This is a genomic window from Achromobacter sp. UBA5777, assembly GCF_002418565.1.
In the GTDB taxonomy this organism is placed as follows: Bacteria; Pseudomonadota; Gammaproteobacteria; order Burkholderiales; family Burkholderiaceae_B; genus Achromobacter; species Achromobacter animicus.
On sequence record NZ_DIEJ01000135.1, the window covers coordinates 19748 to 37569 of the forward strand.

General features: G+C 65.1%; 17 protein-coding genes. 11 read left to right on the plus strand and 6 right to left on the minus strand.

Translation table 11 applies throughout. The annotated features are described in order from the left end of the window. Positions 1-33: 33 nt before the first annotated feature. On the plus strand, positions 34-480 hold the full coding sequence (gene lysM / locus B3446_RS10120; protein WP_175137914.1) for a peptidoglycan-binding protein LysM: 447 nt from the start codon (positions 34-36) through the stop codon (positions 478-480). 237 nt (positions 481-717) lie between these two features. Here the strand turns inward: lysM and ffh are convergent, their stop codons facing one another. Then, the gene (ffh, locus tag B3446_RS10125; RefSeq protein WP_056559422.1) at positions 718-2124 is read right to left on the minus strand and encodes a signal recognition particle protein; all 1407 of its coding nucleotides are present in this window, start codon (positions 2122-2124) and stop codon (positions 718-720) included. Between the two features lie 106 nt (positions 2125-2230). On the opposite strand from ffh, the gene B3446_RS10130 reads away from it, so the two are divergent. The 6 genes from B3446_RS10130 to B3446_RS28505 all read left to right on the plus strand — a co-directional run bounded on the left by B3446_RS10130 (position 2231) and on the right by B3446_RS28505 (position 7174). Next, positions 2231-3073, plus strand: a complete 843-nt coding sequence (locus B3446_RS10130) for a cytochrome C assembly family protein (protein ID WP_191579035.1) — start codon at positions 2231-2233, stop codon at positions 3071-3073. Position 3074: 1 nt separating this feature from the next. Beyond that, a complete protein-coding gene (locus B3446_RS10135; protein ID WP_291380601.1) occupies positions 3075-3341 on the plus strand; it encodes a PP0621 family protein in 267 nt (88 codons plus the stop codon). A gap of 16 nt (positions 3342-3357) precedes the next feature. Further along, positions 3358-3936: a 1,6-anhydro-N-acetylmuramyl-L-alanine amidase AmpD gene (ampD, locus tag B3446_RS10140; protein ID WP_291380603.1), complete on the plus strand. Its 579-nt coding sequence runs from the start codon at positions 3358-3360 to the stop codon at positions 3934-3936. An 18-nt stretch (positions 3937-3954) separates the two neighbouring features. Continuing rightward, positions 3955-4578 carry a glutathione S-transferase family protein gene (locus B3446_RS10145; protein ID WP_175122355.1) on the plus strand — a complete coding sequence of 208 codons (624 nt, stop codon included), beginning with the start codon at positions 3955-3957 and terminating at the stop codon, positions 4576-4578. 345 nt (positions 4579-4923) lie between these two features. Continuing rightward, positions 4924-6945, plus strand: a complete 2022-nt coding sequence (locus B3446_RS10150; protein WP_291380606.1) for a hybrid sensor histidine kinase/response regulator — start codon at positions 4924-4926, stop codon at positions 6943-6945. After that, positions 6887-7174: a PAAR domain-containing protein gene (locus B3446_RS28505; protein ID WP_349680033.1), complete on the plus strand. Its 288-nt coding sequence runs from the start codon at positions 6887-6889 to the stop codon at positions 7172-7174. Before B3446_RS10150 ends, B3446_RS28505 begins: the two co-directional genes overlap by 59 nt. Before the next feature lie 3 nt (positions 7175-7177). On the opposite strand, the gene B3446_RS10155 is transcribed toward B3446_RS28505, so the two are convergent. Beyond that, positions 7178-7999 (minus strand): IclR family transcriptional regulator, encoded by an 822-nt coding sequence (locus B3446_RS10155; protein ID WP_291380607.1) that lies wholly within the window; start codon positions 7997-7999, stop codon positions 7178-7180. Positions 8000-8361: 362 nt separating this feature from the next. On the opposite strand from B3446_RS10155, the gene B3446_RS10160 reads away from it, so the two are divergent. Genes B3446_RS10160 through B3446_RS10175 form a run of 4 tightly spaced genes read left to right on the plus strand, consistent with a single transcriptional unit; the run spans position 8362 to position 12516 of the window. After that, positions 8362-9369, plus strand: coding sequence for a 2-dehydro-3-deoxygalactonokinase (locus B3446_RS10160; protein ID WP_291380610.1), 1008 nt, complete (start codon positions 8362-8364; stop codon positions 9367-9369). 9 nt (positions 9370-9378) lie between these two features. Further along, positions 9379-10032 (plus strand): 2-dehydro-3-deoxy-6-phosphogalactonate aldolase, encoded by a 654-nt coding sequence (locus tag B3446_RS10165; protein ID WP_056324859.1) that lies wholly within the window; start codon positions 9379-9381, stop codon positions 10030-10032. After that, positions 10029-11177 (plus strand): galactonate dehydratase, encoded by a 1149-nt coding sequence (gene dgoD / locus B3446_RS10170; protein WP_056559450.1) that lies wholly within the window; start codon positions 10029-10031, stop codon positions 11175-11177. Before B3446_RS10165 ends, dgoD begins: the two co-directional genes overlap by 4 nt. A 28-nt stretch (positions 11178-11205) precedes the next feature. Further along, positions 11206-12516, plus strand: a complete 1311-nt coding sequence (locus B3446_RS10175) for an MFS transporter (protein ID WP_105240757.1) — start codon at positions 11206-11208, stop codon at positions 12514-12516. Between the two features lie 213 nt (positions 12517-12729). Here the strand turns inward: B3446_RS10175 and B3446_RS10180 are convergent, their stop codons facing one another. The 4 genes from B3446_RS10180 to htpG all read right to left on the minus strand — a co-directional run bounded on the left by B3446_RS10180 (position 12730) and on the right by htpG (position 17764). After that, the gene (locus tag B3446_RS10180; protein ID WP_291380617.1) at positions 12730-13929 is read right to left on the minus strand and encodes an MFS transporter; all 1200 of its coding nucleotides are present in this window, start codon (positions 13927-13929) and stop codon (positions 12730-12732) included. 190 nt (positions 13930-14119) lie between these two features. Then, complete coding sequence (locus tag B3446_RS10185; protein ID WP_291380619.1) at positions 14120-15385, minus strand: type II toxin-antitoxin system HipA family toxin; 1266 nt, start codon at positions 15383-15385, stop codon at positions 14120-14122. Beyond that, positions 15382-15633, minus strand: coding sequence for a type II toxin-antitoxin system Y4mF family antitoxin (locus B3446_RS10190; protein ID WP_291380620.1), 252 nt, complete (start codon positions 15631-15633; stop codon positions 15382-15384). The genes B3446_RS10185 and B3446_RS10190 overlap by 4 nt, the downstream gene beginning before the upstream one ends. Positions 15634-15865: 232 nt before the next feature. Next, positions 15866-17764 (minus strand): molecular chaperone HtpG, encoded by a 1899-nt coding sequence (gene htpG, locus B3446_RS10195; protein WP_291380621.1) that lies wholly within the window; start codon positions 17762-17764, stop codon positions 15866-15868. Between the last annotated feature and the right edge of the window lie 58 nt (positions 17765-17822).

Genomic DNA, 17822 nt, shown 5'->3' on the forward strand with positions numbered 1-17822 from the left:
TTTTCTCACCGCAATATCGATAAAGGAAACGCTATGGGTCTGCTCAATTTCATCAAGGACGTTGGAGAAAAACTCTTCGGCGCCAGCGAGGCCAAGGCCGCGACGGCAGAGGAATTGAAGAAAGAGCTGGATAAGCACGGCCTGAACGCGGATGGCCTGCAAATCACGGTGGACGGCGACAAGGTCACGGTCGCGGGCCAGGCGTTGAGCACGGAAGACGCCGAGAAGATTTCACTGGCGCTGGGCAACACCGTCGGCGTGGCCGCGGTGGACAATCAGCTGCAGGTCAAACAGGCCGCGCCGGAAGCCAAGATGTACACCGTGCAAAAGGGCGACAACCTGTGGAAGATCGCCGAAGCGCAATACGGCAAGGGCCAGGGCGCCAAGAACACCCTGATCTTCGAAGCCAACAAGCCCATGCTCACCAGCCCCGACAAGATCTACCCGGGTCAGGTGCTGCGCATCCCGCCGCTGTCGTAAGCGGCACCGAATTCAAACAATCCGGAGGACACCCATGCGTTCTCCGGCTTGTGTCGCGGCGCGGCGCCCCCTGCCTGCCGCGATTGCTTGGCCAGACGCAATGTCTGGCCATTTTTTTGACCCCGAACTTACAGCCTGCGCTAGAAAAGCCGCCCCGCCGCCCGGCCGTCCGAAGGCGGGGCAGCCCCCTCGGGGGGCAGCAAGCGAGCGAAGCGAGTGCGGCGTGGGGGCCTTTTCCTACTTCATCCCGAAACGGCCCAGCCCTTTCATGCCGCCCATGGCGCGCATCATCTTTGCCATGCCGCCCTTTTTCATCTGCTTCATCATGCCCTGCATCTGCTCAAACTGAGCCAGCAGACGATTGACCTCCTGAACCGGCACACCCGAACCGGCGGCGATGCGGCGCTTGCGCGAGGCCTTGATCAGTTCGGGCTTGGCGCGTTCGGCGGCCGTCATCGAATTCAGGATGCCTTCCGTGCGGCGCAGCTGCTTTTCCGCCTGGCCGCCCTGCAACTGGCCTGCGGCCTGCTGAAACTGAGCCGGCAGCTTTTCCAGCAGCGAGCCCATGTCGCCCAGCTTCTTGACCTGGCCAAGCTGATCGCGGAAGTCGTTCAGGTCGAACTTGTTGCCCGACTTGATCTTGGACGCAAGTTTCTGCGCTTCGGCGATATCGATGTTCTTCTGCGCCTGCTCCACGAGCGAGACGATGTCGCCCATGCCCAGCACGCGCTGCGCCATGCGGTCGGGGTAGAACGGCTCGAGGCCATCCAGCTTTTCCGACACGCCGACAAACTTGAGCGGCTTGCCGGTGACATGGCGCACCGACAGGGCCGCGCCGCCGCGCGCGTCGCCATCCAGCTTGGTCAGCACGACGCCGGTCAGGGGTAGCGCGTCGGCAAAGGCGCGCGCGGTGTTTACCGCATCCTGGCCCTGCATCGCGTCCACCACGAACAGCGTTTCCACCGGCTTGACCAGGTCATGCAGCGCGCGGATCTCGCGCATCATGGCCTCGTCGATACCCAGGCGGCCGGCTGTGTCCAGGATCAGCACGTCGTAATGATGGCGGCGGGCGTGATCCACCGCGCCGCGCGCGATGTCTTCGGGCTTCTGGCTGGGATCGGACGGCAGGAAATCCACGCCGACCTGCGCGGCCACGCTCTTCAACTGGTCGATAGCGGCCGGACGGTACACGTCGGCGGACACCACCAGCACCTTTTTCTTGCCGGTCTTGCGGCCGTGCTGCGTGTGCTGCCCTTCGCTGAGCCAGCGTGCGAGCTTGCCGGTGGTGGTGGTCTTGCCGGCGCCCTGCAGGCCCGCCATCAGGATCACGGCGGGCGGCTGGACGGCCAGCGACAGTTCGTTGGCGTCTGCGCCAAGGTCACCGCCCATGAGGGCAGTCAGTTCCTTGTTGACGACGCCGACGAGCGCCTGGCCCGGGCTGAGGCTGCCGGCGACTTCTTCGCCCAGCGCCTTTTCCTTCACCCGCGCGACAAAGTCGCGAACGACCGGCAGCGCGACGTCGGCTTCCAGCAGCGCCATGCGCACTTCGCGCAGCATCTCCTGCGTATTGGCCTCGGTCAGGCGGGCTTCCCCGCGCAGCGTCTTGACGACGCGCGACAGGCGTTGAGTTAGGTTATCGAGCATGAGAGGCGTTTCCGCTTAAACTAGTTGATTGAACGGTGGCCGCAGGCGCGGATTCTGCGCTTTCGGGTGACGCGCACCCCAAGGCCCCATCCAGACAACGGTTTCTATGTCACTCGGCATTGTATTTCACACAGCGGCTGCCTTGGCGTACGCGGTGCTCGGGGGGTCGCTTTGGATCCGCCTGGCCGGCGCCGGGGAAGTGGAACAGACCGGCAAAATTGCCCGTCTGTGCCTGCTGGGCGCGCTGGTTCTCCATGGAATCGGGCTGCAACAATCGATGCTGGGATCCCAGCATCTTTTCATTGGATGGGCGCTGGCCCTGTCCGCCGCCATCTGGCTGGGCATGGTGGTGTTCTGGCTGGAAAGCCTGCTGGTACGCATCGACGGCCTGCAATTGCTGCTGCTGCCCGCCGCCGCCATCGCCAGCGGCCTTGCCGCCATCTTCCCGCAGGGGCAGTTCGTGCCCCATGCCGACGATCCCTGGCTGCGCGTGCACCTCTTGATCGCCCTGGCGGCCTACGGTCTGATCACCATCGCCGCCTTGCACGCCATGATGATGGCCCTGCTGGACCGCCACCTGCACCGTCCCCTGGACGCCCCCGCCGAACGCAGCATCATCGGGCGCGTGCTCGATTCGCAGCCGCCGCTGCTGGTGCAGGAGCAGCTGCTTTTCCGCATCATCTGGATTGGCTTTGTCGTGCTGACGTTGGCGGTGGGCTCGGGCTCGGTCGCCTCCATGAAGCTGACCGGCAAGATCCTGCCGTTCGACCACAAAACTGTCTTCACCCTGCTGTCCTGGCTGACCTTCGGCGTGCTGCTGGCCGGCCGGCATATCTGGGGCTGGCGCGGCCGCGTCGCGCTGCGCTGGACCCTGACGGGTTTTGGTTTTTTGATTCTGGCCTACACCGGCAGCCGGTTCGTGCTGGAAATGATTCTGCATCGAGGCTGACGTGGGCAAGTTGCTGTTCTGGATCGTTCTGACCATCCTGGTTCTGTTTGTCGCCCGCATTGCCGGCCGCATGGCCGCACAGCGCCAGGCCGACGCGCAAGGCGGCCAGAAGAAAAAGGCGCAGGGCGCGCAGCCCCCGCCCGCCATCGAATCGATGGTGCGCTGCGCCCATTGCGGCATCCATCTGCCCCGCTCCGAGGCCCTGCTGCAAAACGGCCAGACCTGGTGCAGCCCCGACCACGCCCGCCTGGGCCCCGCAAAGCGCTGATCGTCTCTCCCTCCCTATGCCTTTGTTCCTGGATCGACATGGCTGGCTGGCGCCGGCACCGGGCATTACCCTGATGCGGTCGCCCAACTGCGACGCGCGCCCCGCGGGCGAGCAGGTCTCGCTTCTGGTCCTGCACAACATCAGCCTGCCGCCAGGCCAATTTGGCGGACCTGAGGTCGCAGGCCTCTTCCTGAATACGCTCGATTACCGCTCGCACCCCTGGCTGGAACGCCTGCGCGGCCTGCGCGTGTCGGCGCACTTTTTCATCCGCCGCGACGGCCGCATCGTGCAATTCGTCTCGACGGACCGGCGTGCCTGGCACGCTGGCGTGTCGCGCTTCGCCGGCCGCGAGCGTTGCAACGATTTTTCCATCGGCATTGAACTGGAAGGCACGGACACGCTGCCCTACACTGGCGAACAGTACGCGTCGCTGCGCCGGCTGACCCACACCCTGCGCGCGCGCTATCCCCTGGTTGCCGCCCAGGGACACGAACATATCGCCCCGGGGCGCAAGACCGATCCCGGGCCGGCATTCGACTGGACGCGCTTCGGGCGCGACAGCGGCTTTGCGCGGCGGCACCTGCCGCCGGCCTGACCCTTAGAAGGATTGGCTATGTTGAAGATCTGGGGACGCCTGACCTCCGTCAACGTTCAGAAAGTGATGCTGGCCGTACGCGAGCTGGCCCTGCCGCATACCTTTGTCCAGGCCGGTGGCCCGTTCGGCGTGGTCGACACCGCCGATTACGCGGCCAAGCTCAATCCCAACCGCCTTGTCCCCGTCATCGACGACGGCGGCTTCATCTTGTGGGAATCCAACGCCATCGTCCGCTACCTGGCGGCGCGCTACGGCGTGGGCACGCTGTGGCCCGAGGACGTCTGCCTGCGCGCCGATGCGGACCGCTGGATGGACTGGCAGGCGACCGAATGGCAGCCGGCTATGGGGCCGGCCTTTCTGGGCCTGATCCGCACCCCGGAAGACAAGCGTGACAAGGCCGCCATCGAAAATTCGATCAAACGCTCCAACGCCCGTGCGCTGATCCTGGACCAGGCCCTGCAAGGCCGCGAGTTCATCGCTGGGCGTCACCTCACCATGGGCGACATCGCGCTTGTCGCCGCCGCGCACCGCTGGCTGGCCCTGCCCATCGAGCGGCCCGACACGCCCGCGCTGTCCGCGTGGTATCGGCGCGTCATGATGCGCCCCGCTCCGCAAGGCGTCCTGACCCTGCCGCTGGAGTAACCGGACGGGGGGCCGTCACGCCCCGCCACAACCGGGACAAATTGCAACATTCCTTCTGCGCGATTCGTGCAATTATTTGAAGCCTCTGAGGCGCCTTGGCCCTTGCCTTGAGCGCCTCGTTTCAATTCCCCGCCCTGATGGGGGACGGCCGCCGCCAAGGCGTCGCAAGAAGAGGAGTTGCACTTGACCCACGAGCCGCCAGATTCCGCGAGCCAAGCTGCCCTGGACCAAGAACAGCGGCAGCTTCTGCTCCTCGTCGCTTCGGGAGCCCCCACGGGGTCGTGCCTGGAAGCGCTTACTGAAGCCGTCTGCCGCCTGGCGCCCGGCAGCCGGGCATGCGTCCTGTTGACCGGCTCCGATCGTGTCACCGTGGGCGACGCCTATTCCACCCATCTCCCCGCCTCGATCGTCTGCCCCCTGCGCGGCCTGCCGATCCACGAGGCGCTCTTTGCGACGGACGATCCAGCAATCCGGCGGGGCAACCCGGTCGAGAGCGAAGACATCGAGCAGTCGACGGCGTGGGCCGAGTCCTGGCGCACCATCTGCCGCGACAACGGCATCCACGCCTGCCACGCGCGTGCCGCGATGGCGCCTGACGGCACGCCGGTCGGCTGGTTTCTGCTCTGCCTGCCGCAGGTGCGTCATTGCACGCCGTGGGAACAGCGCGTCGCCGAGTTCGGCGCGCTAGCCACCAGCATCGTCGTGGAACGCGACCGCGCCGCGGCGGATCTGCGCAACGAGGTCAACGCGCTATCCCGGCTGCAGGCACTGAGCGCCGAACTTGTCGGCCCCGGCGAATTCGAACCGCTGCTCAAGAAGATCCTGGCCGCGGCCGCCGACATTTCCGGAACGGACAAGGGCAACATCCAGATCTTCGATCCGGCAAAGAACACGCTGCGCATCGCCGTGCACCAGGGCCTGAGCGCGCGCCTGGTCGAACACTTCGCGGAAGACGGCTGGGTCGCAAGCTGCGCCGAAGCCGCCCAGCACCTGGAACGGCTGGTCGTGCCCGATGTCGAGCAACTGACGGATCTGCAAGGCACGCTGGGGCTTGAGATCGTCATGGAAGACAACATCCGGTCGATCCAATGCACGCCGCTGCTCAGCCGCAGCGGCCAGCTGCTGGGCATGCTCAACAACCATTACCGCTGGCCCGGCGGCCCCACACCCGAAGCCTTGCGCTACATCGACCTGCTGGCGCGGCAGGCCGCCGAACTGCTGGAACGCCATATCGCGGAGTCCGAACTGGCGCGCGAACGGCGGCACAAGGATGAGTTCCTTGCCGTGCTGGCCCACGAGCTGCGCAATCCGCTGGCCGCGCTGCGCAACATGCTGGAAGTGCTGAAGCGCGCCGAACGCGACCCCGGCATGACGGCGCGCGCCCGCGAAGTGATGGACCGCCAGCTGCGCCAGCTGGTCCGGCTGGTCGACGACCTGCTCGACGTCAACCGCATCAATCGCGGCAAGCTTGAACTTCGGCTGACCGCCCTCACGCTCGACTCCGTTCTGCAGCATGCCGTCGAGTCGTGCAAGCCTGCCTTGGAACAGCACGGCCACCGGCTGAGACTGGTGCAGCCCGACGCGCAGATCATGCTGCACGGCGATGCCGAACGCCTGACACAGGTCTTCGGCAACCTCCTGTCCAACGCGGCCAAATACACGCCACCCGGTGGTGACATCGAACTCTTCGTCGAGCCCGGCAAGGACAGCGTCGACATCACGGTCCGCGACAACGGGTCGGGCATTCCGCCGGATCAGCTCGACCGTATCTTCGAGATGTTCACGCAGGTCGACCGAACGCTGGAACGCGCGCAGGGCGGACTGGGCATCGGCCTGATGCTCGTCAAACGCCTTGTCGAGATGCACGACGGCACGGTGCGCGCGCACAGCGACGGTCAAGGCAAAGGCAGCGCATTCGTCGTGCGGCTGCCGGTCACCGACATTCAGGAGGTGGCGCCGCAACTCCCCGCCGGCGCGCTGTCGCCAGTGGCAAGCAAGGTGCTCGTTGTCGATGACAACCGCGATGCGGTCGAGTCCCTGGTTGCGGTGCTCGCCATTGAAGGCCACGACGTCACCGCTGCGTACGACGGCGAAGAAGCCATCACCGTGGGCGAGCAGGTCAGACCGCAAGTGATCCTCATGGACATCGGCATGCCCGGCATGAACGGCCACGAGGCCTGCCGCCACATCCGCACCCTGGACTGGGGCCAGCGCGCAACGATTCTCGCGCTTAGCGGTTGGGGGCAGGAAGAAGACCGCCGAGCATCGATAGAAGCCGGCTTCGACGCGCATCTGGTCAAGCCGGTGGATATGGACGTGTTGCTGGAGATGCTGTCGACCATCGAGCACCGCGGCGGCGCAAGGTAGCGATGCGCGAGGCGCAGCACGTCCGCGCCGCCAGGAATCATCCGCAAACCTCGACGGCAGACCCATGGCCGGCGTCGGCCATCGAGTTTCATGCCCCAAGTGCAAGGGCGTCTTCCCCATCGTGGAGGGAAGCGCTACATACAAGGTCAATGGCATCCCGGTGGCGCTGCACGGCATGATGACGGCGTGCGGCGCCCGTCTGCTCACCCGCGATCATCCCCCTGAGTAGCCCTCAGCCCCGCTCAACCTTCCATCCCATCTCGGCCGAAATCCCCGCAGCCGCGCCCTGCACCACCGGCACCATCTCGCGCATGCGCTCCAGCGACATATAGGGCACGGTGCTCGACACACTGATGGCGGCGACGATGCCGCTGGAAGCATCGCGCACGGGCGCTGCCACGCAGCGGATCGAAGGCTCGTTGTCTTCCAGGTCGAACGCATAACCCTGCGACGCGTAATCGCGCATACGGTCGCGGAACGCCTCCCAGCCTTGCTGTCCGCCGGGCGCGCGCGACGACACCGGCCCGCCGACGCGATGCAGCGCTTTCCACTGCGGCTCGTCCGCGTCCAGCAGCAACGCCTTGCCCACGCCGGTCGCGGCGAGCGGCATACGGTGGCCGACCCGCGATCGCATCTCCAATCCCTTTTTGCCCGGAATCTTCTCCAGGTACAGCACGTCATTGTTGTCGCGCACGGCCAGGTGGATCGTGTCGCCGGTCATGTCGGCCAGGCTGTCCAGATAGGGACGCGCCAGCGTCGCCAGCGGAAAGGCCTCGCGCGCCTGAAAGCCCAGCTCGATCAACTTGGGCCCCAGCACGTAGCCCACGCCCGGCAGTGCGCGAAGGTAGCGCTCTTGCACAAGACAGCTCGCCAGCCGGTGCGTCGTGCTACGCGCCACCCCGATGCGCGCGCAGATTTCCTTCAGGTCGCGCGCGCCATCGGCCACCGCCTGCACCACGGCAAGACCGCGCATCAGCGTCTGCGTGCCGGCGGGCGCGGCGGCATCGGGGTCAAGCGTGGCGGGTTGCTCCGGGGGCAGTGTGGTGGCAGTCATGTTGCAAAGGCAAAGTTGCGGCGCGGTGGGAAAGATCGGCAAGCATACCCGGCGCCGCGGCACGGATGCGTGGGTAAAGCGGGGATCCACGACGCTTCGCCGCGCGAACAAGTCACTTCGGATGCCCATTGAAAGCGCAACCCAAAAGCATCCGCGATTCCCTGTATGTGGGATTTAATTCTATATTTTGAGATTTTTCAAGCGCTGAACTAGAATTTTTGCCATCGTGCACCGCGCGCCTCCCGCGCGTGCGCACGGCAGATTTTCAGACAACAAGGTCCGCGACCACTCCGCCCAGTCCCGCGCGCATGACGGCGCAACGACGGCAGCCGGATGCGCGGCCAGAGACGAGACAGACTCTGATGAATACCGGATCGCCCGCCCGTGCGGCTCTCATCGCGCTGGATTGGGGAACCTCTTCACTTCGCGCCTATCGCCTGGACGCCACGGGCCGTACGCTCGATACGCGCCATCTGCCCTGGGGCATCATGCGCCTGCCGCAACCGCCGCAGGACGGCGCCGCCACCACCACCCTGTCCGGCTTTGAACTGGCTTTTGATCAGGCATGCGGCGACTGGCTGCGCGCCGAGCCCTCCCTGCCCGTCATTGCCTGCGGCATGGTCGGCAGCGCGCAGGGCTGGAAGGAAGCCGCCTACCTGGACGTGCCCGTCGACCTGGAACGCATCGGCACGTTGCTGACCGTGGTGGAACGCCCCGGCGGCACGCCCGTGCACATCGTGCCCGGCCTCATCCAGCGCCACGGCCTGCCCAACGTGATGCGCGGAGAAGAGACCCAGGTCTTCGGCGTGATGGCCGACGAAGCCAGTGCCAATGCCGACAGCGTGCTCATCGGATTGCCCGGCACGCACTCCAAATGGGTCAACGCGCGCCGCGGCCGCGTCACCCACTTCGACACCTTCATGACCGGCGAGGTCTACGCGGCGCTGCGCGGTCACACCATTCTGGGCCGCACGATGGCCGACGCCCCCAATGCCGACATGGCCGCCTTTGAGCGCGGCGTGAAAGTCGCAGGCGCGCCGGCTGGCCGGGCGGGCGTGATGTCCACGATCTTCAGCACGCGCGCGCTGGGCCTGACTGGCGAACTCGCGCCTGAATCGCAGGCCGACTACCTGTCGGGCCTCTTGATCGGCCATGAAGTCGCCGCGCTGGCCGAGATGCTGCGCCAGCAGGGCGAACTGCCTCACATCGTGCTGTGCGGCGAGCCCGCGCTGTGCAAGCGCTACCTCCTGGCCATGCAGCATTACGGCCTGGGCGCGCCCGAGCAGGCGCAGAACGCCACCGAGCGCGGCCTGTGGCACCTGGCCATCTGTGCCGGGCTTGTGTCTCCTTCCACCCCGATCCCCGCCTAGGAACCTTCGATGAACCATCCCGGTCTGCAAACCGCCATGGCCCACTGCGGCCTGATCGCCATCCTGCGCGGCATCACGCCCGCCGAAGCCGAACCCGTCGGGCAAGCGCTGTACGACGCGGGCTTCCGGCTGATCGAAGTGCCGCTGAATTCGCCGGATCCGCTGGACAGCATCCGCGCCATGCGCGCCGCGCTGCCCACCGACTGCCTCATCGGCGCCGGCACCGTCCTCAATCCCGACGACTGCGCGCGCATCCAGCAGGCTGGCGGCGAACTCATCGTCATGCCGCACAGCGATCCCGCCGTCATCCGTCAGGCCAAGAAGCTGGGCATGGCGTCCTGCCCCGGCGTCGCCACGCCCACCGAGGCCTTTGCCGCGCTGGCTGCCGGCGCCGACGTGCTGAAAATGTTCCCGGCCGAGCAGCTCGGCCCGGCCGTGCTCAAGGCCTGGCGCGCGGTAATGCGCCCGCCGATCGCACTGGTTCCCGTCGGCGGCATCACGCCCGACAACCTTTCGAATTACGCCCAGGCGGGCGCCAGCGGCTTCGGCCTGGGCTCCGCCTTGTACAAACCCGGCCTGTCGGCCGAAGCAACCGGCCAGAACGCGCGCGCTTTCGTCGCGGCCTGGCAACGCGCCTATCCTGCCCAGGAGACACAAGCATGAAGATCACCAAGCTCACCACCTACATCGTGCCGCCCCGGTGGTGCTTCCTGAAGATTGAAACGGACGAAGGCATCGTCGGCTGGGGCGAGCCCGTCGTCGAAGGCCGTGCGCATTCGGTTGCGGCCGCCGTCGAGGAACTGTCCGACTACCTGATCGGCAAGGATCCGCGCAACATCGAAGACCACTGGACGGTCCTGTACCGCGGCGGCTTCTACCGCGGCGGCGCCATCCACATGAGCGCGCTGGCCGGTATCGATCAGGCACTGTGGGACATCAAGGGCAAGCACCTTGGCGTGCCCGTGTCGCAACTTCTGGGCGGCAACGTGCGCGACCGCATCCGCGTGTACTCGTGGATCGGCGGCGACCGTCCCGCCGACACCGCCGCGGCCGCCAAGAGCGCCGTCGAGCGTGGCTTCACCGCCGTCAAGATGAACGGCACCGAAGAACTGCAATACATCGACTCGTTCGACAAGGTCGAGAAGTGCCTGGAGAACGTGGCCGCCGTGCGCGACGCCGTCGGCCCCAACGTGGGCATCGGCGTGGACTTCCACGGCCGCGTCCACAAGCCCATGGCCAAGGTGCTGATGAAGGAACTTGATCCGTTCAAGCTCATGTTCATCGAGGAGCCCGTGCTGAGCGAACACTACGAAGCGCTGAAGGAACTAGCGCCGCTGACGTCCACACCCATTGCGCTGGGCGAGCGCCTGTTCTCGCGCTGGGACTTCAAGCGCGTGCTGTCCGAAGGCTACGTCGACATCATCCAACCCGACCCGTCGCACGCCGGCGGCATCACCGAAACGCGCAAGATCGCCGCGATGGCCGAAGCCTATGACGTCGCGCTGGCCCTGCACTGCCCGCTCGGCCCCATCGCGCTGGCCACCTGCCTGCAGATCGACGCCGGCTGCTACAACGCGTTCATCCAGGAGCAGAGCCTGGGCATCCACTACAACGCCGCCAATGACCTGCTCGACTACGTCAGCAACCGCGAGGTCTTCGCGTACGAGGACGGCATGGTCGCGATCCCGCAAGGGCCGGGCCTGGGCATCGAAGTGAACGAGGAATACGTCAAGGAACGCGCCGCAGTGGGCCACCGCTGGCGCAACCCCATCTGGCGTCACGCCGACGGCAGCTTCGCCGAGTGGTAAGCCGATAAAAGAGAGAGAGGAGACTCCATTGTCCACCGCCGCCCAAGCCGGCCTGCAAGGCGCCCAGCGCCCGACCCGCAGCCGCTACATCATCATGGTGATGCTGTTCATCACCGTCGTCATCAACTACCTGGACCGCAGCAACCTGTCCATCGCCGCCCCCGCCCTCAAGGACGAGTTCGGCCTGGACACCTGGCATGAAGGCCTGATCCTGTCGGCCTTCGGCTGGACCTACGCCGCCATGCAGATTCCCGGCGGCTGGCTGGTGGACCGCGTGTCCCCCCGCGTGCTGTACGCCGCCGCGCTGATCCTGTGGTCCGCGGCCACGTTCTTCATGGGCTTTGCCGGCAGCTTCGTCATCCTGTTCGTCCTGCGCCTGGCCGTGGGCGCGCTGGAAGCCCCGGCCTATCCCATCAACAATCGCGTCGTCACCACGTGGTTCCCGGAACGCGAACGCGCCACCGCCATCGGCTTTTACACGTCGGGCCAGTTCGTCGGCCTGGCGTTCCTGACGCCGGTGCTGGCCTGGCTGCAGCATCATTACGGCTGGCACATGGTGTTCGTCAGCACCGGTCTCCTGGGCATCATCTGGGGCGTGCTGTGGTTCATGATCTACCGCGAACCGCGCCAGTTCAAAGGCGCCAACGCGGCGGAGATCGAGCTGATTCAGCAAGGCGGCGGCGTCGTCGACCTGGACACGCGCGTGCGCGAAAAGAAGGCCCCGTTCAACTGGAACGACCTGGGCCTGGTCATGAGCAAGCGAAAGCTGTGGGGCGTGTACCTCGGCCAGTTCTGCCTGACCTCCACGCTGTGGTTCTTCCTGACCTGGTTCCCCACGTATCTGGTCAAGTACCGCGGCATGGACTTCATCAAGTCCGGCTTCCTGGCGTCGGTGCCGTTCCTGGCCGCCTTCATCGGAGTGCTGTGCTCGGGCGTGCTGTCCGACTTCCTGATCCGCCGCGGCGCGACGGTCGGCATGGCGCGGAAGCTGCCCATCATCCTGGGCCTGTTGATCTCCACGTCCATGATCGGCGCGAACTTCACGGACTCCACGCCGTGGGTCATCTTCTTCCTCGCCGTGGCGTTCTTTGGCAACGGTCTGGCGTCGATCACGTGGTCGCTCGTGTCCACGCTGGCCCCGGTTCGCCTCCTGGGCCTGACAGGCGGCGTGTTCAACTTCGTCGGCAACCTGTCGTCGATCTGCACGCCCATCGTGATTGGCTTGCTGGTGTCCAAGGACAGCTTTGCGCCGGCGATCGTGTACGTGTCGTCGCTGGCGTTGCTGGGCGCGCTGTCGTATATCTTGCTGGTCGGGAAAGTGGAGCGGATCGAGGCTTGATGGATCGGCCTGGATTTGAACGCTGGCTTTGAATGAAGGGGCGTCCTGCGGGACGCCCTTTTTCATATGGGGGAATCTGGCGCAGCTTGTTCTTCCGTCTGATCACGCGAAATCCTGACCGTGCCAGTCCGGCTGCGATGCTCACGGCAAACAAAAGCCCCGGCGGATCCATGTCCGCCGGGGCATTTCATTGGCGGCCCGCAGGCCGAAACCTCAGCAGCCCTGCACCGCCAGCTTGCGCCGCCGCACGTTTCCGGCGCGCTGCACCAGCACCAGCGCCAGACCAGCGGCGGCGATCACCGCGCCGGCAATCGGCACCGCCGCGTAGCCCATGCCCGCCGAAATCACCGCGCCCCCGGCCGCCGCGCCCACCGCGTTGCCCAGGTTGAACGCGCCCACGTTCATCGACGAGGCCAACCCCGGCGCATCCGTCGCGGCGCGCATCACGCCCATCTGCAGCGGCGGCACCACCGCGAACGTCGCGATACCGAAGATCAGGAGCGCGATCGCCGCACCGACCGGCGTCGAGGCCAGCCACGGAAACGCCAGCAGGTCCACGATGACCAGCACCAGGAAGAAGATCAGCGTGCCATCGAGCGAGCGGTCGGCCATGCGCCCGCCCACGCCGTTGCCCAGCGTGAAGCCCAGACCGATCAGCACCAGCATGCCCGTCACGAACGCCGGCGACGCGCCAGTGATCTCGGCCAGCGTCGGCGCGATGTACGTGTACAGCGTGAACATCGCCCCCGCACCCAGCACCGTCGTCAGCAGGGCCAGCAACACGGCGGGGCTGCGCAGCACCGCCAGCTCATGACGCACGTTGGGACGACGCCCGGCCTCACCCGCAGGCAACGCCAGCCACAGCGACAGCATCGCAATCAGGCCCAGCACCGCCGTCGCAAAGAACGACATCCGCCAACCGATCGTCTGTCCCAGCCACGTCGCGGCCGGCACCCCGCCCACGTTGGCGATGGTCAGGCCCATGAACATCGTCGCCACCGCACTGGCCTGCTTGTGCCGAGGCACCACGCTGGCGGCCACCAGCGAGCCCAGGCCAAAGAACGCGCCGTGGTTCAGGCTGGTCACCAGGCGGGCCAGCAGCAGCGTCGTGTAGTTGGGCGACAGCGCCGACAGGATATTGCCGATGGTAAAGATCGCCATCAGCAGGATCAGCGCCTTGCGCCGCGACCACCGCGAGAACGCCAGCGTCATCAGCGGTGCGCCGACCATCACGCCGATCGCGTAGGCGCTGACCAGCATGCCCGCGCTGGGGATGGACACGTTCACCCCCTCGGCGATGACGGGCAACAGGCCCATGGGGGAGAACTCGGTCACGCCGATGCCAAACGCACCGACGGCAAGCGCCAACAACGGCGGGCCGGCCTTCACCGGCTGGGTTTCTTGGGGATTCATGCAAGTTCCTTGGGTTCGACGGCGCCGGCAGGGACTTCCTGGGGCGCGCCCGGCCTGAAATGGCCGGCGCATCGGATAGACAGGCGTGCAGTATGACGGCCGGATACTTGCAGAAAAAGGCGTCTAGCGGGCAAACACTTTTGACTTCAGGTCATTAATCCGTCGGGGCACGATCCCCCCAGACGCGTCTTCAGGTTTGCAATCCCCAGCGCTTCGCGTGCTTGCGCGTGTTCGACGTGATCCATTGCGTCAGACGCTCCAGGAGCGTCCGTTCGGTTCCCAACCGTGCCTCGCCCCACAAACTGGCCTTCACCTGCTCCATCGCATCGGGCAATGCTTCCACGAGGGATTTCGCGACCGTAGCGACATAGCGTGGATTGAAACCCAGCTCGGTCGCCATGGCATCCAGTTCGCCCTTGCCAATGGCGCCCGGTTTGTCTTCCCCGCCAATGGCGAATACGAACCGCGCACTCAACCCCGGGTAGATCGCCGTGCACATCAAATCGTAGAACGGCGCCAGAACGTATTTCCCGTCGTCATTCAGGAGCACGGACAGATTCTTCGCGTGGCTGTCGTTGTTGCCCACCAGCAGATTGAACAGAATCCACTGCAGAAAACGCTTTACGTCCGGCCCCCCGACACCCGTGGCTGCCAGCAGCTTGCGGCAATCCGCCAACGTCGGACCACCATACGATTCGTATTTCACGTTCGAGGGCTTGCCCGCGAGCTGGCATAGATCCAATTGATGCAACCGCTGCAATCCGCCTTGTCCATCCGGTACACGGTCATAGCGCTGAATCAGACATGCGCGTGTATCCGGTTGATAACCGGCGTGCGCCACGCCCAATCCAAGTCGTGCCGCTAGTTGCATGACCAGCGTCTCGTTCAGCGCCGATGCCCACACACCATCCAGCCCGCGGATATCCGGCTTGAGTATGTGCGTGGACGGCGCCGCGCCTTCGGGCAGCGCGGGCGATCCGTCGGGCAATACGGTCAGCAGAAGCTTGTCCTGCGCGCCGGCCAGCGAAATCCGGGTTCCTTCCTCGTTCTCGGCTACCAGCGCCGGCACGCCCGTTTGCTTCAGACGCGCGGCAATGTCCGCCCAAGTAACGCGCCGATAATGAGCGGGCTTGGGCGCTTCCCCTTGCGGCAATATCGTCAATCCGCTGGCGGTGTCGCCGCCCACGCTGCGCAGCAGTCCGAACACCGTCGTCGCATGCCGGCTGGCCTGCAGGAACTGGCGCACGTGACCTTCGGGCAGCAGGTTTTCGAAGAAAGAGTGGACGGCCTCGCTCGATTGGTCGCCATGCAGAAGCGGTATCGATGGCGAAATCGGACGCGCGTCCCGATGGCTCAGCCACGCGTCGTCATAGACAAAGCGCAACGGCTGCTCATCGAACAGCCGCCCGACTTTCTGACCATCCTGGTAGAGATCGAGTGCGTCGGCGTTGATCATGGGAGCCTCACGCGCTTAGGCGCGATCTGCACTTCCAAGCCGAGCAGGTCCAGCGTATCCAGCACCTTCTGCAATTGCAGCGTGGGCTTGCCCCGCTCCAGATCCACCACGAAGCGATTGCCCGTTCCGGACAACCCGGCCAGATCCGCTTGCAGCAAACCTTGAGAACGCCGGACGGTTTTCACCAATTCGCCCAGTTCGGCCGAAGACTGCACTGTCACTGGAAAGGCGTCTACTTTTGTACCCATAGCGACCTCCGTTTTTACCGCTCGGGAAGTTTAACCAAATTTTCGGGCAGCGACGACAAAATTTTCCCGATCGGGAATTTTTCGGCCAATGTAGGCGCAAAATACGAAATTCTTACCGTACGGTAATATTTTGGCTCATGACGCGTCATTTCGGGGAAGACATTACCGCTCGGGAATCCACGACAAAAAGGGCGTCCTTTCGGACGCCCTCTCTGTTGAACCACCCCGCCGCTTACTTCAGCAGCAGCGCATTCAACCGCTTCACAAACGCCGCCGGGTCCGCAATCTGCGCGCCCTCGGCCAACAGCGCCTGATCGAGCAGCAGACGCGCCCACTGATCGAACTCGCCATCTTCCGCGGCACGAATACGCGCCAGCAGCGGATGCTCGGGGTTGATCTCCAGCACCGGCTTCACGTTCGGCGCTTCCTGGCCTGCGGCCTTCAGCATGCGCAACAGGTGCGGGCTGAGTTCATTCTGGCCCACCACCACGCACGCCGGCGAATCCACCAGACGCAGCGTCACGCGCACTTCCTTGACCTGGTCTTCCAGCGTCTTTTGCAGACGCTCGACCAGCGGTTTGAAGTCCTCGGCCACTTCGGCCTGGTGCTTCTTTTCTTCCTCGTCGGCCAGTTCCGCCAGATCGAGGCCACCCTTGGCCACCGACACCAGCGACTTGCCGTCGAATTCGCGCAGGTACGACAGCATCCACTCGTCAACGCGATCCGACAGCAGCAGGACTTCGATGCCCTTCTTGCGGAAGATTTCCAGATGCGGGCTGTTGCTGGCCGCGGCGAAGGTGTCCGCCGTAACGTAGTAGATCTTGTCCTGGCCTTCCTTCATGCGCGACACGTAGTCGGCAAACGACACCGTCTGCGCCTGATCACCGGAATTCGTCGACGCAAAACGCATCAACTTGGCGATGCGCTCAAGATTGGCCGAGTCCTCGCCCGCCCCTTCCTTCAGCACCTGACCAAACTCCGACCAGAACGTCGCGTAGTCTTCCGGCTTGTTCTCGGCCAGGTCTTCCAGCAGCGACAGGATCCGCTTGGCGGAACCTTCGCGGATGGCGCGCACGTCGCGGCTTTCCTGCAGGATTTCGCGCGACACGTTCAGCGGCAGGTCCGCCGAATCGATCACGCCGCGCACAAAGCGCAGGTACGACGGCAGAAGCTGATCGGCGTCGTCCATGATGAAGACGCGCTTGACGTACAGCTTCACGCCATGGCGGCCGTCGCGGTCCCACATGTCCATGGGCGCGTGCTTGGGCACGTACAGCAGTTGCGTGTACTCGCTGCGGCCTTCAACGCGGTTGTGCGTCCACGCAAGCGGATCATCGTAGTCGTGCGAGACCGTCTTGTAGAACTCGCGGTACTGATCTTCCGTCACCTCGGACTTGTTGCGGGCCCACAGCGCGTTCGCCTGGTTCACCGTTTCCAGTTCGTCGGTCTTGACCTGCTCGCCCTTCTCCTGATCCCACTCTTCCTTCGCCATGCGGATCGGCAGCGAGATGTGGTCCGAATAGCGGCGCAGAATTTCGCGCAGCTTCCAGCCGTTCAGGAGTTCGTCTTCGTCGGCGCGCAGGTGCAGCGTCACGTCCGTGCCGCGGCCGGCCTTTTCAGCGGCGGCAATCGTGAACTCGCCTTGGCCGTCCGATTCCCACTGGATCGCGTCCGCGGAACCGGCGCGGCGGCTCACCACAGTGACCTTGTCCGCCACGATGAACGACGAATAAAAGCCCACGCCGAACTGGCCGATGAGCTGCGCATCCTTCTGCTTGTCGCCGGTCAGTTGCGAGAAGAACTCGCGCGTGCCCGAGCGGGCGATCGTGCCCAGGTTGGCCACCGCTTCTTCGCGCGACAGGCCGATTCCGTTGTCGGAGATCGTGATGGTGCGGGCGGCCTTGTCGTAGCTGACCGTGATGGCCAGTTCGCCGTTGCCTTCCAGCAATTCCGGCTGGTCGATGGCTTCGAAGCGCAGCTTGTCGCAGGCGTCCGACGCGTTCGACACCAGCTCGCGCAGGAAGATTTCCTTGTTGCTGTACAGCGAATGGATCATCAGATGAAGCAGTTGCTTCACCTCGGCCTGGAACCCCAGGGTTTCGGACGCGGAATTCGTGGCGGTTTGGCTCATAGTTCTACGTGGCTCAGAAAATAAATTAGGGACAAATCTCGGTCGGCTGGGGCGATGC